The following is a 23,041-nucleotide window of genomic DNA, read 5'->3' as shown; positions in this document are numbered from 1 at the left end:
CGAGCTACAGCACATCCTTGATGGCGTTCTTGAGCGCCTCCGCCTCCGTGCCGAACACCGCCTGCACGTTGCTGCCGACCTCGATCACCCCGGCCGCACCCAGACTCTTCAGCCGGGCCTGATCGACCTTGGCAGGATCGGCGACCTCCATCCGCAGCCGGGTGATGCAGGCGTCCACATTGACCAGGTTCTCCCGGCCGCCGAACGCCGCGATGACCTGTTCGGCCTTGGTGTCGGCCCGCGCCGGCGCCGCGACGGTGGCGACCGTGGTGGTGGACTCGCCGGCGTCGCCGAGGTTGGCGGCCTGCTCGGCCTCGAACTCCGCCTCGGGTTCGCGGCCCGGGGTGCGCATGTTCCACCGGGTGATCGCGAACCGGAACAGCAGGTAGTAGATGACGAAGAACACCACACCCATCCCGATCAGCAGCGGGATGTTCTTGGCCGCCGGTGCGGTGCCGTACAGCAGCAGATCGATCAGGCCCGCGGAGAACGAGAAGCCCAGATGGATGTCGAGCATGTAGGCGATCGCCAGCGACAGGCCGGTCAGCACCGCGTGGATGACGTACAGCGGGAACGCCACGAACATGAACGCGAACTCCAGCGGCTCGGTCACGCCGGTCAGGAACGCCGTCAACCCCGCCGCGGACAGGATGCCGACCGCGACCTTGCGCTGCTTCTTGTTGGCCACGTGGATCATCGCCAGCGCCGCGGCGGGCAGACCGAACATCAGGATCGGATAGAACCCGGCGGTCAGGTGCCCGCCGGTGGGGTCGCCCGCGGCGAACCGGGTCAGCTCACCGGTGACCACACCCTCGGGGGTGTCGTAGTCGCCGTAGAGGAACCAGATGTAGGAGTTCGGGATGTGGTGCAGACCCACCGGTATGAGCATGCGGTTGGCGAACCCGTAGACGAACGCACCCAGCGCACCGGCGCCGCCGATGAACTGGCCCAGCCCGGTCAGCCCGGCGTCGAAGATCGGGTAGAAGTAGCTCATCGCGAACGAGACGAACAGGCTGGTCAGCGAGACGACGATCGGGACGAACCGGCGGCCGCCGAAAAAGCCGAGATAGGACGGCAGTTCGATGGTGTGGTACTTGTCGAACAGCCACGCGGTCAGCAGTCCGATCACGATGCCACCGAACACGCTGTAGTTGATCTGCGCCTGTTCGCCGGCCTTGTCGAGCACCCCGTCGAGCACGAACGGCGACATGGTCTCGAAGACCTTGTCCATCACCAGGTAACCGACGACGGCGGCCAGCGCCGTGGAGCCGTCGGCCTTCTTCGCGAACCCGATCGCCACACCCACGGCGAACAGCAGGGCGAGGTTGTCGAACAGCGCGCCGCCGGCGGCGCTCATGGCCTGGAAGAACGGCCCGATGACGGGTGCCTCGATCCGGCCCAGCAGGTCGGGCTGGCCCAGTCGCAGCAGGATGCCCGCCGCAGGTAGCACCGCGATCGGCAGCATGAGGCTCTTGCCGAGCCGCTGCAACTGCGCGAATCCCGGAATACTGCGACTGCTTTGACGTTTCGTCGACCCACCCATGCCGGGGAGCTTAAACGAGAAGCGGCGAACCCAAGACCATGTTCGGCGACGCTCGTAGTGTTGGGACCATGACGACGACAGTGATCGCCCCGGTGGCCGGGCGCACGGTGGCCCTCGGCGATGTACCCGACCCGGTGTTCGCCCAGGGCATGGTGGGTTACGGCGCCGCAATCGACCCGCCGCGCGAGGTCATCACCGCGGTCGCGCCGGTCGGCGGCCGGCTGCTCAAGCTGATGCCGCATGCCTTTGTCGTGCTGACCGCCGACAACGTGGGCGTGCTGGTGCATCTGGGTCTGGACACCGTCGCACTCGACGGGGAGGGTTTCACCACCCACCTGCAGCAGGGTGAGCAGGTCCGCGCCGGGCAGCCGGTGATCACCTTCGACGTCCCGGCGATCGTCGCCAAGGGACTCGACCCGATCGTGCCCGTCGTGGTGATGGACGAACGCGAAGCCGCCAACATCTCGGTGACCGCCGCGCTGGATGCCGCCATCGCGTCCGGCGACGAGCTGTTCGTGGCGCACCGCTGATGGAGGTCATCATCGCCGGCGGCCCGGCCGAGATCGGCACCCTGGCCGCCGACGCGATCAGCGCGCTGCTGCACCGCAAGCCCGACGCCGTCCTCGGGCTGGCCACCGGATCCTCCCCTCTGGCGATCTACGACGAACTCGTGACCCGTTGTGCGGCAGGGCAGATCTCCTTCAGTCAGGTCCGCGGCTTCACCCTCGACGAGTACGTCGGCCTGCCCGCCGAACACCCCGAGCGCTACCGCAACGTCATCGACAACGTGTTCGTGTCCAGGGTGGATTTCGCGCCCGGCGCGGTGCAGGGTCCCGACGGCCTGGCCGCCGACATCCCGGCCGCCTGCACCGCCTACGAGGAGGCCATCCGTGCGGCCGGCGGCATCGACCTGCAGATCCTCGGTATCGGCACCGACGGTCACATCGGCTTCAACGAACCCGGCTCGTCGCTGGCCTCGCGCACCCGCATCAAAACCCTGACCGCACAGACCCGTTCGGACAACGCCCGATTCTTCGACGACGATATCGACGCGGTGCCCACCCACTGCCTCACCCAGGGGCTGGCCACCATCCTCGATGCCCGCCACGTCGTGCTGGTGGCCACCGGCCGGCAGAAGGCCGAGGCCGTGCACCACCTCGTCGAGGGCGCGGTGAGCGCGATGTGGCCGGCATCGGTGCTGCAGCATCATCCGCACGTGACGGTGCTGCTCGACGATGCCGCCGCGCGCCGGCTGCAGCTGGCCGACTACTACCGCGAGACGCACCGCTCCAAACCCGACTGGCAGGGCATCTGAGTGCTGCTGGCCGCTGACACCCTGCTGACAGGCGCGGACCTGTTGCGGCCCGGCTGGATTGACGTGGCCGAGGGCGCGGTCCGCGCCGTCGGTGCCGGGGCGCCACCGGGCGCCGCAGACCACCAGCTCGCCGTCGTGGTGCCCGGGTTCGTCGACACCCACCTGCACGGCGGCGGCGGCGCGAACTTCTCCGCCGCCTCGGCGCAGGAGACCGCCACCGCGGCCGCGCTGCACCGCAGGCACGGCACCACCACGCTGATCGCTTCGCTGGTGACCGCCGCGCCCGACGAATTGCTGCGGCAGGTGCGCAGTTTGGCCGCCGATGTCCGGGCCGGTGTGCTGGCCGGCATCCATCTGGAAGGCCCGTGGCTCTCGGTGCACCGCTGCGGGGCGCACCAGCCCGCGCTCATGCGCGACCCCGATCCCGCCGAGATCGACCGGGTGCTGGCCGCCGCCGACGGCGCCATCGCGATGGTGACGCTGGCCCCCGAACGCGACGGTGCACCGGCGGCCATCGCACAACTCACCGCGGCCGGGGTGGTGACCGCGGTCGGTCACACCGAGGCCAGCTACGCGCAGGCCCGCTCGGCCATCGACGCGGGCGCCACCGTCGGCACCCACCTGTTCAACGCGATGCGCCCGATCGACCGGCGGGAACCCGGGCCGGTCGTCGCGCTGATGGAGGATGCCCGGGTGACCGTCGAGTTGATCACCGACGGTGTGCACATCAACCCGGCCATCTACCGGTTCGTCACCCAAAGCGTTGGCGCCCAGCGGGTCTCGCTGATCACCGACGCCATGGCGGCCACCGGGATGTCCGACGGGCGCTACGAACTGGGCCCGCTCGGGGTGGATGTGGTCGACGGGGTGGCGCGGGTTGCCGGTACCGATACCATCGCCGGCAGCACCGCCACCATGGACCGGGTGTTCCGGTTCGCCGTGGCGCACAGCGGGTTGGCGCGCGATGAGGCACTGCTGCAGGCGGTCGCGCAATCGTCGATCAACCCGGCCCGCGCCCTCGGGCTCCCGGCGAACGCGCTGAAGCCCGGCGCCGTCGCCGATCTGGTGGCGCTGGACCAGGATCTCGCCGTCACCGGTGTGCTGCACCGCGGGTCGTGGGTGTAGCGCGGACTCACAGCGCGGGGCAGGTACCGCCCAGTGCGCAGGGCAACACGGCATCCATCCAGCCGTGGTCGTTCTGCATCGTGGCCAGCAGCCACGCCCCGAGCGAGACGGCCGAGAACGCGCCCGCGGCGAACAGCAAGACCACCAACACCAGCAGCGCGATACCGGCCGCCGAGCCGCTCGCCATCAGCCGCACGGCGCGCACCACCACGTCGATGATCCGCACCATGAACATCAGCACCATGGGGTCACTGTATTCCCGGGCGCCGTGAAATCAAGATGCCACTGAGCAATGGCACGTTCATCGGCAACTCTGGTGGTATTCGAACGCGCCCGGCGTCGCGGCACCGGTTGCTCTCGATGCCGGGCGAACGGTGCGCCGGTCAACGGTCTGTGACCGCTTGGAGCATGATGGGCACATGCCCGACGAACCCGAACTCAATGTGCTGGGCGGACCGCTGGAGCCGTGCGGCACCGACCCGGTGACCGGCTTCTATCGCGACGGCTGCTGCTCGACGGGGCCCGAAGACGCGGGCCTGCACACCATCTGCGCGGTCGTGACGGCCGAATTCCTGGAGCATCAGCGCTCCATCGGCAACGACCTGAGCACGCCGATGCCACAGTACCGGTTTCCCGGACTGACACCGGGGGACCGCTGGTGTGTCACCGCGGTGAATTGGCTGCGCGCCTATCAGGACGGCTGCGCCGCCCCGGTGGTGATGGCGTCCACCCACGAGAACACCCTGCAGGTCGTCCCACTGGAGGCGCTTGCCGAGCACGCCGTCGACGTTCCCGACGATGCCAGCGACCTCTAGGTGATGTAGCGGTTGCGCCAGCGCTCGAATCGGTTGCGCGGCCGCCCGACCCCGGAGAGCACCTCGCTCATCGGTGCCGCCACCGACGCCTTGACACGTCTGGGTGGGCCGACCGGGGTGGCCTCCTCCCACCAGATCGGTTGCAGCAGAGCCGAGGTGATCGGAATGGCCCGCTCGACGCGTTTGTGCCCCCAGGCGCAGGCCCGGTCGATCGAACCCCGCGACGGCGCCAGGTTCACCGGCGACAGGGTGGGTGAGAACCGGACGATGTGGTCGGAGTAGGGCAGGTTGCGCACCATCTGCAGCTGGATGGCCTGCGCGATCGGCGCCAGCCACAGATGCCGTGGATCCCACTGCGGGTGAAAGCAGTCGAAGGCCAGATAGCAGGCGTTGCGGGTGCCCAGGCGGCCATCGCGGATCCGCTTCCACGCCAGCTCCACCGGCACATTGCTGGCCGTGCCGCCGTCGACGATCGCCGCGACATCGTGGGCCGCCAGCACCGCGTCCAGGATCGGGACCATCCGCGGATCCCGGGTCTCATGGTGCAGCACGCCGGGAATCGCCGACGAGAACGACGAGGCGTCAACGACATTGACGTCGCGGGTCAGATCGTCACCACCGACGACGATCGCCTTGACCACCCGCGAATCGATGAAGGCCGCGGCCTGCCAGAGCCGAGCCGCCACCTCGGGCCCCATACCGATGGGCAGGAAGGGCAAGGTGCGCAGCTTGAGCACGGCGAGTTCCTGATGGCGGAACTTGGCGGGCAGCGCGGCGAACGATTGCCTGCGCACCCCGGCGATCACCGCGTCGAACGGGATGCCCAGATCCGACATCCGCAGCTGCTCACCGTCTGGGCGGGTGAACAGCGCGTGCGCGAACTGGTCGAAGCGCAGGGAGAACACCCCGGTCAGCCCATGCCTGCGGCGCAGCTGTTCGGGTCCCAGAATCGACCGGTAGGACACCGTCTTGGCCCACGCCACATACTCCTCGATCGGCACCGGCAACGACCGCGCCATCACCGAACCGATCACCGACCCGATGGACGAGCCGATCATGTAATCGGGCACCTGCCCGGCCTCCAGCAGCCGCTGCATCCCGCCGATGTAGACGAAGCCCGCGCCACCGCCGCCGCCGAGCACGGTCACCAACTTCTTGTTGCCGACCTCCGCGTCCAGCTCGGCCATCGAGAAGTCGCTGCCGTGGCGGTCGGCCAGCGAACGACGCTGCGTGTCCTGGTCCGCGGCGAGTGCGGCCAGCACCTCGCGCGCTGCGGTCAGCGCGCTCACCCCGTGCTTCTGCTCGCGCAACGGTCCGTGCAGGGCGTCGACCACCCGGGACTGCCAGCCCCTCAGCTCCGCACCGACCGACACGTCGCCGCGCCCGCGCGTCCCGCCGGGGCCGGCCGCACCCGGTTCGAAGTCGGCCAGCTTGGCGAAGTTCAGCAGATAGCGCAGCCTGCGGACCTGGCCGGCGTTCAGCACGTCCGGGTGGGCCAGCTGCAGCCGGACCAGCCGGTTCTCCATCTTCTGCAGCGCCAGCGCCGGTTCACCGGAGGGCAGGTCCGCCCCGAGTGCCTCGGCGTTCTCCCGCTCTTCGGCGGAGTCGGCCGGCTCGGCGTCGGCGAACGGGGTCTGCACAGTCAGACACTTTAAGTGTCGAAGCTCAGTCCTCGGAGCGATCCCGACCACCGATGAAGGCCAGCAGCGCCGGGTCACCGGAGACGAGCCGCTCGACTTCCTCCCCGCCGTCGCACCGCAGCAGCGCGATGGTGACCCGATCTGTTGTCCGGGACACCACCTGCCAGTGCGCGCCGGAGTCTTCCCAGCGGCGGAGTTCTTCGACCGGGTCGCGCGTCATGTACCTATGATGCTCCCGCGGAGATTGGAAACCTCCGCGGTGGGGTACACCTGAGAGCCATCTCAGGGTGCGGTGTGCCCAGCTGGCGTAGGGCACTCCAACTTCGGGCGGTTAGGTAGGGTCGAATATCAAATGATCGACATTGACGAGGCACTGCCGATTCTTCCGCGCGAGCTCACCGACATCCCGGACGCGGTGCGGCGGGTCGGCCCGCCGCAGATACCCGATATCGCCGCGCCGTACGCTGCGCGGCCGGTCGACCCGGACACCGATGCCGAGCTGATCTCGGAGTGGATGAACCTTCCGCATCTCGCGGAGGCCTGGGAGTACGCCTGGCCGCCGGAGCGCTGGCGGCTCTACCTCAAGGCCCAGCTGGCCGGGTCGTTCTCCCGGCCGTTCCTCACCAGTCGCAAGGGCGAGGACATCGGCTACGTCGAGCTGTACCGCGCGGCAAAGGATTCCATCGCCACCCGCTATGACGCCGACCCGCACGATCTCGGGATGCACGCCGCGATCGCGGATACCAAACTGGTGAACCGGGGGATCGCGCCGCTGATGCTGCCGCGGCTGATGAAGGACATGTTCGCCCTGGAACCCGAGTGCCGGCGCATCATGTTCGATCCCGACCACCGCAACACCGGTGCGCGCCGGCTCGTCGAGTACGTGGGCGCCACCTTCCTCGGCGAGCACCAGATGGCCAATCGCACGATGGCGCTCTACGTCTTTCCGCGCACGCCCGAGGACATCCCCGCGCACAAATAGCTCCTTTCTTCCCGCGAGCAGACACAAATGGCCCCATTTCACCGCGAAATAGGGGCCATTTGCGACTGCTCGCGCTAGGGAGCGGAGCCCATCATCGCTTCGTAGCCGTCGTGATCCGGCTTCATCGCGGCCGCGACCAGCTCCCACAGCACCTCATCGGTGCCGCCGCCGACGCGCGCCAGCTTCATATCGCGCCACCACTGGCCCAGCGGTGTCTCATCGACCAGATAGCCTGTGCCGCCGAAGATGTGCATGCATTCGGAGACCACTTCCTCACCCAGTCGGGCCGCGCACACCTTCATGGCGGCCGCGGTGCGCAGGTCGAGTTTCCCGCCGGCGGCGATCCCGGTGAGCGCGTGGCGCAGCATGTCCACCCGTGCCTGCAGGTCGGCCATCCGCATCCGCAGCGCTTGATGCTCGTACAGCGTGTGCCCGAACTGGCTGCGGGTCATCATGCGGGCCAATGTGATTCCCAGCACCCGCTGGCAGCTGCCGGCGATCTGGCCGGCGACCGACATCCGTTCGTGGGCCAGACCCCAGGAGATGGCGGCCAGGCCGATACCCGCCCTGGCCACCAGCGCATCGGCGGGCACCCAGGTATCGATGTGCACCGCGGCCGTGTCCAGCGGTCCGGCGCCGACCTTGTTGTAGGGCTGCTGCACCCGCACGCCCGCATCATGGAGCGGGATGGCGATGACGACGACGTTGCCGTGCCTGCTGTCCGGGTTGTTGTCGACATTGCGGGCCACCGCCATCACGTAATCGGCGATGGGGGAGAGCGAGACGAACTTCTTGACGCCCTTGACCTCGAACCCGTCGCGCACCGAACGCACCTTGGTCTCGACGATCTGTAGGTCCGATCCGCCGGACTCCTCCGAGGCCCCGACACACAACACGACCTCGCCGCGGATGGCCTTCTCGGTGATGTCGCGCAGATGTTCGGAACGCCCGAACCGGCGCAGCAGCGCGATGGCCGAGTCGTGCAGGCTGACCCCGACGGCGATACCGGCCGATCCCAGCCTGCCCAGGGCCAGCGCTAGCGCGATCACCTTGGCCACGTCGGGCTGCTGCGAATCGCCCCACTTGGCGGCGAAAACCCCTTCGGCACCCAGATATTCGATGAGCTCCCGGGGGAACTTTCCGGTGCGCTCGGCGTCGGCGGTCCAGGCCCGGACCCGGTCGTCGAAGACCCGGTTCAGCAGTTCCTGGAACTCTGCCAGCGCCATCGGTTCGGCGGTGTCGATGGTGGCGGTCACTGTCCGGCGCCCTCCAGGTTGCGTTTGACTTCGAGCCGGCGCAGCTTGCCCGAGGAGGTCCTGGGCAGCGATCCGGGTCGCATGAAGACGACTTCGGCCGGTACGACGCCACATTCGGAGGCGACCAGCTCGACCAGCGCGGTGCGGGCGGCCGGTTCGTCTGCGCCCTTGAACTCCGCGGCGATCACCAGACCGGGACGGGTGGCCGGTCCGTCGGTGCCGACGGCGACGACGGCGCCCGCCCGGACACCGTCGACCTGGGCGGCCACGGTCTCGATCTCGGTGGGGAAGATGTTGCGCCCGGCCACGGTGATGATCTCCTTGGCGCGCCCGCAGATGACCAGGCTGCCGTCCAGGAAGTAGCCGATATCCCCGGTGGGGAACCAGTTTTCGCCATCGACGGTGTCCTCGCCCAGGTAACCGCTCATCATCGAGGTGCCGCGGATCTCCACCTCGCCGACCTCGCGGTCGGCGACATCGCCGGAAAACCGTTCGTTGGGTGCGATGCGGATCTGCATACCGGGAATGGCCTCACCCAGCACCGCGTGCTTGCGGACGTAGCCACCGTCATCGGTGACGATGTGGATCTCGTCGACCCGCAGACCGTGTCCGGGTACCGGAACCGCCACCGCACAATTGGATTCGGCCAGGCCGTAGGACGGGGCCAGCGCGCCGGGATCGAGTCCGAACTTGGCCATCTCGGCGGCGAAGCGCCGGCTGCCGTCGCAGTCGACGGGCTCGCCGCCGTTGAGTGCGAAGCGCAGGTTCGAGAAGTCGGCCTCGCCGATCAGACCGGCGTACTTGCCGACGATGTTGTAGGCCATGTTCGGCGCCGCGGTCAGCGAGGCCCGGCTCTCGGTGAGCCACTTGATCCAGCCGAACGGTGATGCGGAGAACGCCGATGTCGGCGCCTGCCACAGCTCAGCGCCGGCCAGCGCCATGGTGAGCACGAAGGACAGGCCCATATCGTGGTAGAGCGGCAACCAGGAATGGCCGCAGTCGGCGTCGGTGACCTCGACGCGCTGCACGAGCGCGCCGATGTTGGCCAGCACGGCCTCCGGTGAGAGTTGCGCCGTGCGTGGGGTTCCGGTGGAGCCCGCGGTGCCCTGCAGCACGGCCGCCCCGGTGCCGGTCACCATGCCGGAGTGGGTCGTGGAGCGCTGCGCGTGCGCGACCGCACCGACATCGTGCACCGCGATGGCACTCTGCACGCCGGTCAGCTCACGCAGCTGCGCGCCGTGGCTGAACACGGTGCGCACCCCGACCCGGTCGAACCGTTCCATGGTGGCGCGGGCCCAGCGCTTCGGGTCGGCGCCGCGCACCGGTCCGGGCAGGATCGACACGGCGGCACCGGCCAGGAAGGCGCCGGGGATGGCGGCGATGAACTCCGCGGTGGGATCGCCGACGAGGCCGATCGTGGCGGCGCCGTCATCGCAGATGCGGGCGGCGACGTTCTCGGCGCGTGCGTGAATCTCACCCCACGGGTGACGGGTCCAGGTGCCGGCGCCGGTGTCGAGCACCGCCAGCGCCCGGTCCGTGGACGTCATCGCATCGGTCAGCGCCTGCGCCAGCCCCCATGGCGCGGCCGTCACGAGTTCGCCTGATCCGCGGGCAGTTTGGCCAGGACCACCTTTTCCAGGTCGCCGAGGGTCTCGCAGCTGAGCAGATCTTCCTCGGACAGCGCGGCGCCCAGGCGATCCTCGATGGCGACCATGCCGACGGCGAAGGCCACCGAATCCATGCCGACATCGTCGACGAGTCGGGAGTCCCGCGATACCCGGCTGACGTCGATGTTGAGATCGTCGCGCAGGATGGCCAAGAGCTCCGGATTGACCGCTTCGGGCTGTGACATTTCCATGTTCGGCGACCCTACACCTGAGAATTTACTCAGGGTAGGCTTACCGAACGTGCCCTCAGGGCGCCGGGCGGGCGAGTCTCGTGTCGCCCTTTGTGACGCCCCCGTCAATCGAGACCAGTGCGGGCACAACTTCACTGGTGATCAGGCCATGCACCGCGGTCAGCGGGTCGATCAGGTCGAAACACGCCGCAATCCGGGCCGGGGTGTCCACGACCACGGTTGTGACGGGGACCTCACGTCCGAGCTGCAGCAGTCGGTCGCCGTGCGGTGCGTGATCGCCGTGGAAGCCCCAGATTCCGCGCAGCACGGTGGCGCCGCCGCCGGCCTGTCGAGCCCGCAGCACGTCGACGATCGCGCGGTGGATGGGCACCCCGTCGTGCCGGGTGCCCTCGGAGGTGTGGATGGTGAGTTTCTGCCACAGCGGCACGCCGTCGGCGTCGGCGGCGGGCAGGGTCGCGGGCCGGTCCAGCAGCCGTCCGTCGCGCTTGCAGATCTGGAGTCGCTCCACCGTCATCGCCGCGGCGGGCAGCAGTTCACGCAGGCGCGGCAGCGCCGCCGTCACCTGTCCGTCGGTGCCGGACGCGACGATCATCACCGGCACCTCGGTGTTGGCGCTGAAGAACCGGGCCCGCCGGCGCGCGCCGTGCTCGGTACCGTCGACGCCGAGAAAGACTGCCGCGCCCGCGAATCCGAGCCCGTGCAACACCGCGCAGATCTCCCGGTACGCCGGCCGGCCGCCGATGCGGGTCTGACGCCCGATGTAGAGCGTGAGCTTTGCCGCACCGGAACCGCCGACACCGGTCCCGGCCCGTTCCAGGGTGACGATGCCGCGCGCGATACCGGCCACCACGGTGGGCGCCAGCCCGGCGATGCGATCGGCGGTGTCCACCGCGACCAGCGCCACCGGCAGATCCTCGGACGCCGACAGCGAACGGTCGGTGCGCAGCTGATGGCTGGGCCCGAATCCGCCGATACCGCGCAGCACCACGCTGTCGGCGACCTGCTCGGTGTCGAACAGATCGAGCAGTTCGTCGGCGGCGAACCCGCGATCACCGCGCAGCCGCTCCCCGAAGTACGCGGTCAGCTTCAGCAGTTCGGCACTCACAGTGCCCGTCCGATCAGCTGGCCCAGCCAGGCCGCCGCCAGTCCCAGCGCGACGCTGAGCACGATATTGGCCACCGCGAGCCGTCCCCGCCGTTCCTCACCGAGCCGCTGGGTTTCCAGCATCCAGGTGGAGAACGTCGTATAGGCGCCGACGAACGCAGTACCGGCCAGCAGTGCCACGTGCGGGCTGATGGTCAACGCGCCGACAAAACCCAGCAGCCACGCGCCGCTGACATTCACCGCGAGGGTGCCCACCGGGAAACCGCTTGCGACCGTGACCCGGGACGACACCGCCCGGTCGACCAGCAACCGGCATACCGCGCCGAGCCCGCCGAGCAGCATCACGCCGGCCCACACCGCGACCGTGCTCACCGGACACGCACCCGTCGGACCAACGCGGTCATCACCTGCGCCGCCAGCAGACCCAGTCCGATGCTGACCACGGTGTAGCCGGCAGCCAGCGCGTGGTGACCGTGCTCCAGCATCACCAGCACCTCGACCTGCATGGTCGAGAACGTGGTCAGCCCCCCGCACAAACCGGTGCCCAGCAGCGGACGGCGGTACCCCGATGCGGGCAGCCGTTCCAGCAGCCGGGTGGTGAAGTACCCCAGCAGCGCGGCCCCGACGATGTTGACGATGAACGTCGCCCACGGCCAGTGCCCCGGCGGCACCGCGAGGACGTGGCTGAGCGCGGCGCGCGCCAGCGTCCCCAGCGCACCGCCGAGAAACACCGCAGCCACTTCCCGCCGGTCGGTGATCGCCACACGACAAAGTATGTGGCCTGGCGGCCGTACCGATAGGGTCGGCACACCATGACGGCGCAGGATCTCCTCCCGGTGCGGATCTCCGTACTCGGACCGGTCCGGGCGTCGGTGGGTGGCGAACTGGTCGATCTGGCCGGACCCAAACAGCGGTCGGTGCTCGTCCGGCTGGTCCTGGCGCACGGCGACGTGGTGTCGGTCGACCGGCTGATCGAGGACCTCTGGGCCGGGGAACCGCCGCCGAAGGCGCTGGCGGCGCTGCAGGCCTACATCTCGCACCTGCGCCGGGTCCTCGAACCCGGCCGTGAACGGCGCGCGGCGGCCCGGGTGATCGTCAGTGCCGCCCCCGGGTACTGCCTGCGGCTACCCGACGAAGCCGTCGACGTGTGGTCGCTGGAAGCCAGGATCGCCGCGGCCGAACAGCACAGCGACCCCTTGGAGCGGGCACCGCTGCTGGAGGATGTGGTCGCCGCGTGGACCGGTGATCCCTACGTCGAGGTCCGCGACGCGCTCTGGGCAGCCCCCGAGGTGGCCCGGCTGGCCGAGTTGCGGCTGTCCGTCACCGAGGCCCACGCCGCGGCCCAGTCCGCCCTCGGACAGCACGGCGTGGTGGCCCGGGTGCTGGAACCGCATGTGCGCGATCACCCGGACCGCGAGGCGGCCGCCTGCCTGCTGGCGGTCGCCCGGTACCGCTCCGGTCATCAGGCCGCGGCCCTGGACGTGCTGCGCCGTACCACCGCCTACCTCACCGAGGAACTCGGCCTGGAACCCGGTCGGGCACTGCGGGATCTGGAACGCGACATCCTGCGCCACGCCGATCACCTGGAGCCCATCGCACTCGCGCCGGCGCCGGTGTCACCGCCCCATGACGCACCGCAGGCCAGCCCCACCCGCGGCCGCGCCGATGAACTCGCCGCCATCGACGCTGCCGCGGCCGCCGCGGTGCGCGGCGGGTTGCGGGTGGTGTGGATCGGCGGTGAGGCCGGTGCGGGCAAGACCACCGTCGTCGACGCGGCGGCGGCCCGGCTGCGCGACGCCGGTTGGACGGTCGTCGCCGGGCGCAGCCCCGAGGTCGACGGCGCGCCACCGGGGTGGGCGTGGACCGAGGTGCTCGAAACCTTCTCCGCCACACTGCCGCCGCGACAGGCTGGTGCGCTGGCGCCGCTGCTGCACGACGGCCGGGCAACCGCGGAGGGCTCCGCGTTCTGGATCGCGCACGCGCTGGCCGAGGTGCTCGGGCAGGCGGCCGAGCGGACGCCCCTGCTCATCGTGCTCGACGACCTGCACCGCACCGACGGTCTGACACTTGAGTTGCTGCGACTGACCGCCGACCGGCTCGGTTCGGGGCGGGTGCTCGTCATCGGCACCTACCGGCCCTCGGAATCCGGTGCCGAGCTTGGCCAGGCCCGGGCCGCGCTGGCCAACCACACCGCCGCGCACCTGACGCTGTCCGGTCTGGACGATGCGGCGCTGACCGCGTTGGCCATCGACTGCGGGTTGCCTGCGGTCACCCGGGAAACGTTGCGGCTGTTGCGGGACCGCACCGGTGGCAACCCGCTGTTCGTCCGGGAGTTGGCCCGGCTGATGGTCGCCGAAGGTGTCGACGCCGCCCACGGCAGGATTCCCGCCGGGGTCGGGGACGTGGTGCGCCGCCGGCTGGCCCGGCTGCCACCGCAGACCGCGACCGCGCTGCGCCAGGCGGCGGTGCTGGGTCGCGAGGTCGATATCACCCTGCTGGGCGAGCTGGCCCGCAGCGATGACGACGAACTGCTCGATGCGCTGGAACCCGCGGTACTTGCCGGCCTGCTCGACGAATCGGTGCCCGGACGGGTCAGATTCGCGCACAACCTCATCCGGGACACCCTCTACGAGGACACCTCGGTGCTGCGCCGGTCCCGGCTGCATGCCGCGGCGCTGGACCTGCTGCGGCCACGCGGCGCCGACGCGGCCTCGCTGGCCTACCATGCCGTCGCGGCCGCCACCGCCGATACCGCTTCCGAGGCAGCGGGTTTCGCGATGCAGGCGGCCAGGGAGGCCGACGCGGTCGGGGCGCCGGTGGAGGCCGCCCGGCAGTGGCGGGCCGCGGTGCGCATGTTCGAGCTCGCCGGCGCGGACCACTCGGCGGCGGTTCCCGCCCGGTGCGGTCTCATTGCCGCGCTCGCCCAGGCCGGTGATGCGATCGGGTCGCGGGAAGAGTTGCACCACACCATGGTTGCCGTCGGTTCCCACGACGCCTTGGCGGTGCAGGCGCTGACCGCCTCGGACAGCCCGCTGGTGTGGCGGGTGCGCGACGGCGACCTCATCGACCACGCCATCGTCGACCCGCTGCGGCGGGTGCTGAACCGTGAACAGGACCCGCAGGTGCGTGCCCGGTTGCTGTTGACCCTGTTCACCGAACTGGAGGGCGTGGAACACGATTCGGCGCTGGCCGCCGGCCAGGAGGCGCTGGCACTGGCCCGGGCCGTGCACGCGCAGGATCCGGCCGGCAACCAGCGGCTGCTGTGTGCGGCGCTCAACGTGCGGGCCTTCGCCTGCCTCGGCCCCGACTTGGCCCACGAGCGGGAAAGCGTTGTCGCCGAACTTCTCTCGGTCGCAGAAGCCTGTGACGCCATCGACTATCAGGCGGTGGCACACTGGTTCGCGTTCCTGGACGCGTCCGCGGGCTCGGATCTGGCGGGTGCGGCCGCCCATGCCGACCAGGCGGTGGCGCGGGCCGGTACCGGCCAGCTCGGTTTCCTGCTGGGTGTGCTCGACGCCTTCGGCGCGCAGCTGGCCGTGCTGGCCGGCCGGACCGACGAGGGGGAGCGGGGCTATATCGCCGTCTCGGCGAAGCTGGCCGAATACGGGGTGGCCAACGGGGCGCACATCGGCATCGTGGGTAGGGTGAGCGCCAACCTGGTGCGCGGCGGCCTCGCTCCGATGGCCGACGATCTGGTCGCCGTGCACCGCTTCGTGTCCCGCATCATCGCCGACGGCGCCGCGATCGCCCTGCATCAGGCGGGCAGAACCGAAGAAGCCCAGCAGATCTGGGCGCAGCGCGTCCCGATCGAGCGGTCCTTCTACTTCGTCGCGATGGCCACCCTGCGGGCCCATGCGGCCGTCGCGGTGGGTGATCTCGCCGTCGCGACCGCCACCGCGGCGGAGCTGCTGCCATACTCCGGGCGGTTCGCCGGCCTCGACAACGGGACTCTGCTCACCGGGCCGGTGGACGCCGCGCTGGCCGCCGTCGCCGAGGCCACCGGCGATGCCACCGGTGCCGCGCGCTACCGGCAGGCCGCGGCGGAGCTGACCGAACGGCTGCGCGCGGCCGCCCAGGCGTTGATCGACTGACCGTCGTGGGCGAAACTCGCGTACCGGGCGTCATTTCGGCCGCGCCGACGCCGGGTACGCGAGTTTCGCCGCGACATCAGTGGGTGAATCAGCCGAATACCGCGCGCTCGAAGCGGCGGTGCCGGGCGGAGAGGAAACGCAGCAGCAGCATCAGCGGTCCCGGCACACTGGCGGCGATCATCGCGCGCTCGGCATCATCGGCCGCCCCCAGGATGCGCGGCCCCTCGAAGGACAACCGCCCGCTGCGCCGGGCCGCCTTCTCGATCGACTCCCAGTCCTTGACCGAGACATAGCGGCGGATCACCGGGAACAACTCGCGTTCCTCGTCGGCGATGTGCGCCTGGAGCAGCTGGTGCAGATCGGTCAGCCCGGCGGCCAGCGGCCGGGCCAGCTCCGGGTCGGCGGACCGCCCGAAGGCCGCGGCCTGGACGCGCAGCCGGTCCAATCGCGGATCCAGCGCGGCATGATCCTCGGTCAGCTCCGTCAGGTCGATGAAGTCGCCCGCCGAGGCCTCGATCACCGGCCACAGCACATCGTCTTCCATGGTGTGGTGATGGTGGATCGACTCACACATCAGCGCGACATAGCGGGCCACGGCCTTGGCGCGCGGGGGACCGCACGGCAGCCGGCGCTGGGCGAGGGCGGTGGTCAGCTCGGCGAGGCGCCGGGTGTCGGCGACCATGGCGCGGTGGGTCAGGGTGATCCCGCTGAGGTCGGGCCCCGGATCGGCGGGACGTCGGGCGTTGTCTGCGGGGTGGGCTGATCGTGCGGAATTGTTCATGCCGACAACCTTGTAACGGCCCACTTGCGACGAACTTGCGACGGGCTTGCACTACGGCGAGACACCGGTGCCGCGGGTAGGCAAGGATGGTGTCATGGTGGCCAATCCGCGAGCCGGTCAGCCGGCACAGCCCGAAGATCTCGTCGACCTCGCACATCTGGTCACCGCCTATTACACGGTGCAACCCGACCCCGATGACGTCGCCCAGCAGGTGGCGTTCGGGACGTCCGGGCACCGCGGCTCCGCGCTCGACGGGGCCTTCAACGAGGCGCACATCATTGCCACCACCCAGGCGATCGTGGAGTACCGCGCCGCGCAGGGCACCACGGGCCCGTTGTTCATCGGTCGGGACACCCACGCCCTGAGCGAGCCGGCCTGGGCGTCGGCGCTGGAAGTGCTGGCGACCAATGACGTGGTGGCGATGATCGACGCCGCCGACCGCTACACCCCGACCCCGGCGGTCAGCCACGCCATCCTCACCTTCAACCGGGGCCGCGACACCGACCTGGCCGACGGGATCGTGGTGACCCCGTCGCACAATCCGCCGCGCGACGGCGGCTTCAAGTACAACCCGCCCAACGGCGGCCCCGCCGACACCGACGCCACCAGTGTGATCGCCAAGCGGGCCAACGAGATTTTGCGCGAAGGCATCCGCTCGGTGAAGCGGGTCCCGCTCTCGCGCGCCCTTCAGGTCGCCCAGCGCCACGACTACCTCAACGCCTACGTCGCGGATCTGCCCAACGTGGTCGATCTGCACGCCATCCGCGCGCAGGGGGTGCGCATCGGGGCGGATCCGCTCGGTGGCGCCAGCGTCGACTACTGGGGCGCGATCGCCGAGACCCACAATCTGAACCTCACCGTGGTCAACCCGCTGGTCGATGCGACGTGGCGGTTCATGACGCTGGACACCGACGGCAAGATCCGAATGGACTGCAGCTCGCCGAACGCGATGGCTTCGCTGATCGGCAAGATCGGCGAGTACCAGATCGCCACCGGCAACGACGCCGACTCCGACCGGCACGGCATCGTCACCCCCGACGGCGGGCTGATGAACCCCAACCACTACCTGGCGGTCGCCATCGACTACCTGTTCACCCACCGCCCGGGCTGGCCGGGTAGCACCGCGGTCGGCAAGACCGCGGTGAGCAGTTCGATCATCGACCGGGTGGTCGGCGGGCTGGGCCGCGAGCTGGTCGAGGTGCCCGTCGGCTTCAAATGGTTCGTGGACGGGTTGATCGGCGGGACAATCGGTTTCGGTGGTGAGGAAAGCGCGGGCGCCTCCTTCCTGCGGACCGACGGCTCGACCTGGACCACCGACAAGGACGGCATCATCCTGGCGTTGCTGGCCTCGGAGATCCTCGCGGTCACCGGGTCCACCCCGTCGCAGCGCTACGCCGAGCTCGCCGCCAAGTACGGGGCGCCCACCTACGCACGCATCGACGCCCCGGCCGACCGCGAGCAGAAGGCTCGGCTGGCCAAGCTGTCGCCCGAGCAGGTGAGCGCCACCGAACTGGCCGGCGAGAAGATCACCGCCAAGCTCACCACCGCGCCCGGTAACGGGGCGTCCCTGGGCGGGCTGAAGGTCACCACCGAGAACGCCTGGTTCGCCGCCCGGCCCTCGGGCACCGAGGACGTGTACAAGATCTACGCCGAGTCCTTCAAAGGACCCGAGCATCTGGCGGAGGTGCAGGAGGCCGCCAAAGATGTGGTGAATACAGTCATCGGGTGAGCTCTACCGCGGAGGAAGACTGTCCGGCTGATGCCAAGCGGAGGCTGCCGCGCGAGGTCTGGGTCCTGGTGGCCGCCAATATCGTGGTGGCGCTGGGTTTCGGGGTGGTGGCGCCGGTGCTGCCGCAGTACGCCCGGCACTTCGGGGTCAGTATTGCCGCCGCGACGTTTGTCATCACCGCATTCGCCGTGATGCGTCTGATCGGTGCACCGCCGGCCGGATTTCTGGTGCAGCGGCTCGGCGAGCGCAAGGTCTACATCAGCGGGCTGGTCATCGTGGCGCTCTCGACCGGTGCCTGCGCACTGGCCGAAAGCTACTGGCAGCTGCTGTTGTTCCGGTCCCTCGGCGGTCTCGGTTCGGCGATGTTCACGGTGTCCTCGCTGGGGCTGCTGATCCGCATCTCGCCCGCCGATGCGCGGGGCCGGGTCGCCGGACTGTTCTCGTCGGGCTTCATGATCGGCTCGGTCGGCGGGCCGGTCCTGGGCAGCCTGACCGTGGGGTTCGGCCTGTCCGCGCCGTTCCTGATCTACGGAGCCGCGCTGCTGGTCGCCGCCGCGGTGGTGTTCTTCAGCCTGCGGCATTCCACCATCGCCGGCCGGTCGGACGAGGACGAGGCCCCGCCGGTGCCGTTCCGCACCGTGTTCGCCCACCGGGCCTACAAGGCGGCGCTGATCTCCAACTTCGCCACCGGATGGGCATCGTTCGGGCTGCGAATCGCGCTGGTTCCGCTGTTCGTCGTGGAGGTGCTGGGTCAGGGCCCGGGTGCGGCCGGGCTGGCGCTGACGGCGTTCGCGGTGGGCAATATCTCGGTCGTCATTCCCAGCGGGTACCTGTCGGACAAGCTGGGCCGGCGCAAGCTGCTGATCTTCGGGTTGACGCTGGCAGCGGTGTCGACGGCGCTGGTACGCTACACCACCTCGCTGCCGGTCTTCCTGGCCGCGGCCTATGTGGCCGGCGCGGCCACCGGGATCTTCGTCTCACCGCAGCAGGCCGCGGTCGCCGACGTGGTCGGCAACAAATCGCGCGGTGGCACCGCGGTGGCGACCTTCCAGATGATGGCCGATGTCGGCTCGATCGGCGGCTCGCTGCTGGTGGGGTTGATCGCGCAGTACTTCTCGTTCTCCTGGGCGTTCGTGATCAGCGGGGCAATCCTGCTGGTCGCCGCACTGGCCTGGGTGTTCGCCCCCGAGACCAGGGGTCGGCCACCCGCCGAGCACACCCCGGTCCGCCCGCTGGGCCCAGAGGCCGGCGGCGAGGTGCCCTGACCAGCTGTTTTGAACCTGTGTGGGACAGTGGTGTACCTTTCAACAGCACAACAAACGGGGCTATGGCGCAGTTGGTAGCGCACCACACTGGCAGTGTGGGGGTCAGGGGTTCGAATCCCCTTAGCTCCACGTTTTCGAAAGTCCGTTCCGACTTCGGTCGGGGCGGATTTTTCCGTTTCCGGGACCCGGTGTTCGCACCGCCTTCGCCGAACGCGACGCGGCGCTCGGTGGGCCGGGCTATGTTTGCCATCGGGGCGCATGCGGGGTGAGTGGGAACTGGTCGGCGTCACGGGGACTAGCGCAGGGGGATGATCGTGTCGCCCACTGCGCTCAGCGGTCCCCACGACGCGATTCTTGACGAGGCCGTGTCCGGAGTCGGGCTCGACCCGGCGTTTCAGCCCATCACCGCCCTCGCGGACGGCTCGGTGGTCGGCTTCGAGGCCCTGACGCGGTGGCCGGCGCTCGAAGACCCTGATCCCGAGGCGGTGTTCGCCCACGCCGCGGCCACCGGCAGGCTCGGCGGTCTGGAAAAGATGTGCATCGACGCCGCGATCGACAATGCCCTGCGCCAGGACCTGCCTCGGGGCACCCTGCTGGCGCTCAACTGCGAACCGCTCGGTAGCCACCTCAGCCGCGCCGAGAACCCGCTGCTGGACCGCGCGCACGGCGAGCTGCGGGTGATTTTCGAGCTGACCGAGCGCAGCCTGCTCACCCACCCGCGGGCGCTGCTGCGGAAGGTGGCCCGTCTGCGTGCGGACGGGTTCGGCATCGCCCTCGACGATATTGGCGCCCATCCTGATTCGCTGGCGCTGCTCGACGTCATCTGTCCGGATATCGTCAAACTCGACGTCCATCTGGTGCAGTCCCACCCCACCGACGCCCAGGCGCACATCCTGGCCGCCGTGCTGGCGCACACCGAACGCACCGGGGCGGTGCTGCTCGCCGAGGGCATCGAATCCGACGAGCACCTCGAGCAGGCGCTGGCGCTGGGGGCCAGCCTCGGTCAGGGCTACAAATTCGGGCGGCCCGGGCCGTTGACCGCGCCGGTGTCGGTGTCGTGGGCGCCGCCGCCGATGAAAGCCCCGGTGCAGCCGGTCGGTGCCTCGCCGTTCGACGTCGTGGCGGGCAAGATCCTGGTGCGCACCGCGCGCAAGGCCACCCTGATTCCGTTCTCCCGGCACATCGAAGCCCAGGCGCGGCATGCCACCGATCCACCGATGGTGATGGCCTCCTTGCAGCTGGCGCAACACTTCACGGCCGCGACCAGGGCGCGCTACGGCGAGCTGGCCCCGTTCTCGGCGCTGGTCGCCATCTTCGGCCGGGGCCTGCCCGAGGATCTGGGATCCGGCATCCGGGGGGTGGACCTGGACCCCGAGGACCCGCTGTGCGGACAGTGGATCGTGCTCATCCTCGGCCCGCACCATTGCGCGGCGCTGATCGCGCGCGAGCAGGACCCCACCGGGTCGGTGCCCGAGGCCGAGCGCCGGTTCGATCTCGCCATCACCTACGACCGCGATCTGGTGACCGTCGTCGCACGCAGCCTGTTGGACCGAATGCACTGAGCGGTGCGGTATGTGCACACCGGCTTGGCGTCGCCGCAGAATTGACGCGGGCCGCTAAAGTGTGGGCGATGTGCACCTCTCGCCGTGCTGCCGGAACTCGGGGGGCTTGCAAAGTCGGTGGCGCCAGTTGATCGGCAGTCTCAACGGTTTGGTGGATCTGGCTGCCAAACGGCTGATCACCGCCCACACCGACAACGTGGTCGAGGTCAGCGAACTGGTGCTCACCGATCTGGCGGCCTATCTCGGGCTCGATGTCGCCTTCCTGCGGCACAACGATCACGAGATCCATGCGACCCGGTTGGTGGCGCAGTGGCCGATACGCACCTTCGTGCCCGACCCGGACCCGATCGGTGTCGTCTACTTCGCCGACGCCGACCCGGTCTTCGCGATGGCCGAATGGCTCAAGGAGCCGTTGGTGATCCGCCCCGAGCCCAAGACCGACGAGTATCAGCAGACGATCCAGCAGGGCACCGAGGTTCCGCAGACTTCGCTGGCCTGCGTGCCATTGCTGTCGCACGACGTCACCACCGGCACGTTGGGTTTCGTGAAATACGGCGACCGGGAGTGGCTCGAAGAAGAACTCAACGCACTGAAGACCATCGCGACCATGTTCGCCCAGCTGCAGGCCAGGCTGGTGGCGATCGAGCGGCTGCAGTTCCTGGCAGAACACGACGACCTCACCGGGCTGTGCAACAGCGGGGTGCTCACCGCTCATCTCGATGACCGCCTCGCGCCGGGACAGGACGGACCGGTGGCGGTGCTGTTCACCGACCTGGATCGCCTGAAATCGGTGAACGACCTGTTCGGCCACACCGCTGGGGACGAACTGATCGCTCAGTTCGCCCGTCGGCTGCGCGAATCCATCGGTGACACTGCACTACTCGCTCGTCAAGGTGGGGACGAGTTCGTGATCGTGCCGCATGAGCCGATGGGGCTGGCGGAGGCCGCGCTGCTGGCCGAACGGATCCGGCTGCTCGTTCGGGAGTCCTTCACGGTCGGCCGCGAGTTCGTCCGCCGGACTGCCAGTATCGGTGTTGCGGTGGGACTCCCGGGCCAGGACTCGGCCTCCGACGTGTTGCGTTACGCCGACCTGGCACTGGTCGCGGCCAAGGGCTCGGGAGGTAATGACGCCGCCGTCTTCACCGATGCGATCGCCCTGAAATACCAGCTGCTCAACGATGTCGAGTTACACCTGCGCGACGGCATCGAGAGCGAAGCGTTCGTCGTGCATTACCAGCCCGAGGTGGACCTGCGTACCGGTGCAGTGGTCGCGGTGGAGGCGCTGGTGCGGTGGAACCACCCCACCCGGGGCATGCTGCTGCCGAGCGCCTTCATGCCGGTCGCCGAATCCTCGAACCTGGCAGCGGTATTGGGCCGCAAAGTACTTCAGGACGCCTGCGCGCAGTTGCGGCAGTGGAAGTCGATGGGTCTCGCGCAGGACGTGAAGTTGCGGGTCAACGTGTCACCGGTACAGCGGGTGGCCGATGGTTTTGTCGACCACGTGGCGCGGGTGCTGGCGGAGTTCGAGCTCGATCCGGCCTCGTTGAGTCTGGAGTTCTCGGAGAGCTTCGTCACTGACGACGCCGATCTGAACAACGAGATCCTCACCGCGCTGCGCGCACTCGGCGTGGGACTGGCACTCGACGAGTTCGGGGCCGCCTATAGCGATTTGAGCAGGCTGAAGTCGCTGCCCATCGACACCTTGAAGATCGACCGGTCATTCGTGCAACACCTCGACGGAAGCAAGGATGATGTGACGATCATCCGGGCCATCGTGTCCCTCGGCGAAGCGTTCGGCCTGGGTCTGGTCGCCGTGGGACTGGAGACCGAGGCGGCCGCGCAGATGCTGGTGAAGATGGGCTGCCATCAGGCCCAGGGTTTCCTGCTGTCTCCACCGGTCGATGCGGACACCATGGCACAGATGCTGGCGACCGGCACCATCGCCTGGCGGCGCTAGATTCCCGGTCGCTTCGGG

At 69.4% G+C, this 23,041-nt stretch carries 21 protein-coding genes and 1 tRNA gene; 11 read left to right on the top strand and 11 right to left on the bottom strand.

All coding sequences use genetic code 11. The features are described 5' to 3' along the window. Positions 1-4: 4 nt before the first annotated feature. Positions 5-1,543 (bottom strand): PTS transporter subunit EIIC, encoded by a 1,539-nt coding sequence (locus tag EXE63_RS05130; RefSeq protein ID WP_168141078.1) that lies wholly within the window; start codon positions 1,541-1,543, stop codon positions 5-7. A gap of 68 nt (positions 1,544-1,611) precedes the next feature. Here EXE63_RS05130 and EXE63_RS05125 point away from each other — a divergent pair, with 68 nt between their 5' ends. Genes EXE63_RS05125 through nagA form a run of 3 tightly spaced genes read left to right on the top strand, consistent with a single transcriptional unit; the run spans position 1,612 to position 3,983 of the window. Then, positions 1,612-2,073, top strand: a complete 462-nt coding sequence (locus EXE63_RS05125; RefSeq protein ID WP_168141077.1) for a PTS sugar transporter subunit IIA — start codon at positions 1,612-1,614, stop codon at positions 2,071-2,073. After that, complete coding sequence (nagB, locus tag EXE63_RS05120) at positions 2,073-2,858, top strand: glucosamine-6-phosphate deaminase (RefSeq protein WP_168141076.1); 786 nt, start codon at positions 2,073-2,075, stop codon at positions 2,856-2,858. The genes EXE63_RS05125 and nagB overlap by 1 nt, the downstream gene beginning before the upstream one ends. Continuing rightward, positions 2,859-3,983: an N-acetylglucosamine-6-phosphate deacetylase gene (gene nagA, locus EXE63_RS05115; protein WP_168141075.1), complete on the top strand. Its 1,125-nt coding sequence runs from the start codon at positions 2,859-2,861 to the stop codon at positions 3,981-3,983. A gap of 7 nt (positions 3,984-3,990) precedes the next feature. On the opposite strand, the gene EXE63_RS05110 is transcribed toward nagA, so the two are convergent. Continuing rightward, complete coding sequence (locus EXE63_RS05110; protein ID WP_168141074.1) at positions 3,991-4,227, bottom strand: hypothetical protein; 237 nt, start codon at positions 4,225-4,227, stop codon at positions 3,991-3,993. A gap of 175 nt (positions 4,228-4,402) precedes the next feature. Between EXE63_RS05110 and EXE63_RS05105 the strand changes: the two genes are divergently transcribed. Beyond that, positions 4,403-4,798, top strand: a complete 396-nt coding sequence (locus EXE63_RS05105; RefSeq protein WP_105366058.1) for a DUF2237 family protein — start codon at positions 4,403-4,405, stop codon at positions 4,796-4,798. Here EXE63_RS05105 and EXE63_RS05100 read toward each other — a convergent pair. Beyond that, entirely contained in the window at positions 4,795-6,438 is a 1,644-nt protein-coding gene (locus tag EXE63_RS05100; protein ID WP_234904367.1) for a patatin-like phospholipase family protein, read from the bottom strand. The genes EXE63_RS05105 and EXE63_RS05100 overlap by 4 nt on opposite strands. A 25-nt stretch (positions 6,439-6,463) precedes the next feature. Beyond that, a complete protein-coding gene (locus EXE63_RS05095) occupies positions 6,464-6,658 on the bottom strand; it encodes a hypothetical protein (protein ID WP_168141073.1) in 195 nt (64 codons plus the stop codon). Positions 6,659-6,790: 132 nt separating this feature from the next. Here EXE63_RS05095 and EXE63_RS05090 point away from each other — a divergent pair, with 132 nt between their 5' ends. Further along, positions 6,791-7,420, top strand: coding sequence for a GNAT family N-acetyltransferase (locus EXE63_RS05090; RefSeq protein WP_168141072.1), 630 nt, complete (start codon positions 6,791-6,793; stop codon positions 7,418-7,420). A gap of 74 nt (positions 7,421-7,494) precedes the next feature. On the opposite strand, the gene mbtN is transcribed toward EXE63_RS05090, so the two are convergent. Genes mbtN through crcB (EXE63_RS05060) form a run of 6 tightly spaced genes read right to left on the bottom strand, consistent with a single transcriptional unit; the run spans position 7,495 to position 12,402 of the window. Then, positions 7,495-8,646 (bottom strand): mycobactin biosynthesis acyl-ACP dehydrogenase MbtN, encoded by a 1,152-nt coding sequence (gene mbtN, locus EXE63_RS05085; protein ID WP_168145412.1) that lies wholly within the window; start codon positions 8,644-8,646, stop codon positions 7,495-7,497. 26 nt (positions 8,647-8,672) lie between these two features. Next, a complete protein-coding gene (gene mbtM, locus EXE63_RS05080) occupies positions 8,673-10,247 on the bottom strand; it encodes a long-chain-fatty acid--ACP ligase MbtM (protein ID WP_168145411.1) in 1,575 nt (524 codons plus the stop codon). A gap of 17 nt (positions 10,248-10,264) precedes the next feature. Further along, a complete protein-coding gene (locus EXE63_RS05075; protein ID WP_105366062.1) occupies positions 10,265-10,534 on the bottom strand; it encodes an acyl carrier protein in 270 nt (89 codons plus the stop codon). 55 nt (positions 10,535-10,589) lie between these two features. After that, positions 10,590-11,639 carry a putative PII-like signaling protein gene (locus EXE63_RS05070; RefSeq protein ID WP_168141071.1) on the bottom strand — a complete coding sequence of 350 codons (1,050 nt, stop codon included), beginning with the start codon at positions 11,637-11,639 and terminating at the stop codon, positions 10,590-10,592. Beyond that, positions 11,636-11,980: a fluoride efflux transporter CrcB gene (gene crcB, locus EXE63_RS05065; RefSeq protein ID WP_234904693.1), complete on the bottom strand. Its 345-nt coding sequence runs from the start codon at positions 11,978-11,980 to the stop codon at positions 11,636-11,638. Before crcB (EXE63_RS05065) ends, EXE63_RS05070 begins: the two co-directional genes overlap by 4 nt. 26 nt (positions 11,981-12,006) lie before the next feature. Then, a complete protein-coding gene (gene crcB, locus EXE63_RS05060) occupies positions 12,007-12,402 on the bottom strand; it encodes a fluoride efflux transporter CrcB (RefSeq protein ID WP_105366065.1) in 396 nt (131 codons plus the stop codon). Positions 12,403-12,450: 48 nt separating this feature from the next. On the opposite strand from crcB (EXE63_RS05060), the gene EXE63_RS05055 reads away from it, so the two are divergent. Then, positions 12,451-15,729 (top strand): ATP-binding protein, encoded by a 3,279-nt coding sequence (locus tag EXE63_RS05055; protein ID WP_168141069.1) that lies wholly within the window; start codon positions 12,451-12,453, stop codon positions 15,727-15,729. Between the two features lie 88 nt (positions 15,730-15,817). Here EXE63_RS05055 and EXE63_RS05050 read toward each other — a convergent pair whose 3' ends face one another. Then, positions 15,818-16,510: a hemerythrin domain-containing protein gene (locus EXE63_RS05050; RefSeq protein ID WP_168141068.1), complete on the bottom strand. Its 693-nt coding sequence runs from the start codon at positions 16,508-16,510 to the stop codon at positions 15,818-15,820. 94 nt (positions 16,511-16,604) lie between these two features. Here EXE63_RS05050 and pgm point away from each other — a divergent pair, with 94 nt between their 5' ends. The 5 genes from pgm to EXE63_RS05025 all read left to right on the top strand — a co-directional run bounded on the left by pgm (position 16,605) and on the right by EXE63_RS05025 (position 23,023). Next, entirely contained in the window at positions 16,605-18,239 is a 1,635-nt protein-coding gene (gene pgm / locus EXE63_RS05045) for a phosphoglucomutase (alpha-D-glucose-1,6-bisphosphate-dependent) (protein ID WP_168141067.1), read from the top strand. After that, entirely contained in the window at positions 18,236-19,504 is a 1,269-nt protein-coding gene (locus EXE63_RS05040; protein WP_168141066.1) for an MFS transporter, read from the top strand. Before pgm ends, EXE63_RS05040 begins: the two co-directional genes overlap by 4 nt. 56 nt (positions 19,505-19,560) lie before the next feature. Then, positions 19,561-19,633: transfer RNA gene (locus EXE63_RS05035), tRNA-Ala, on the top strand. A gap of 185 nt (positions 19,634-19,818) precedes the next feature. Beyond that, complete coding sequence (locus EXE63_RS05030) at positions 19,819-21,066, top strand: sensor domain-containing phosphodiesterase (protein ID WP_234904366.1); 1,248 nt, start codon at positions 19,819-19,821, stop codon at positions 21,064-21,066. 151 nt (positions 21,067-21,217) lie between these two features. Then, a complete protein-coding gene (locus tag EXE63_RS05025) occupies positions 21,218-23,023 on the top strand; it encodes a putative bifunctional diguanylate cyclase/phosphodiesterase (protein WP_234904692.1) in 1,806 nt (601 codons plus the stop codon). Positions 23,024-23,041: the final 18 nt, after the last annotated feature.

The organism is Mycolicibacterium frederiksbergense (assembly GCF_012223425.1).
GTDB classification, from domain to species: Bacteria; Actinomycetota; Actinomycetes; order Mycobacteriales; family Mycobacteriaceae; genus Mycobacterium; species Mycobacterium frederiksbergense.
The sequence above is the reverse complement of the archived record's forward strand: the minus strand, read 5'-3'. Positions and strand labels throughout refer to the sequence as shown.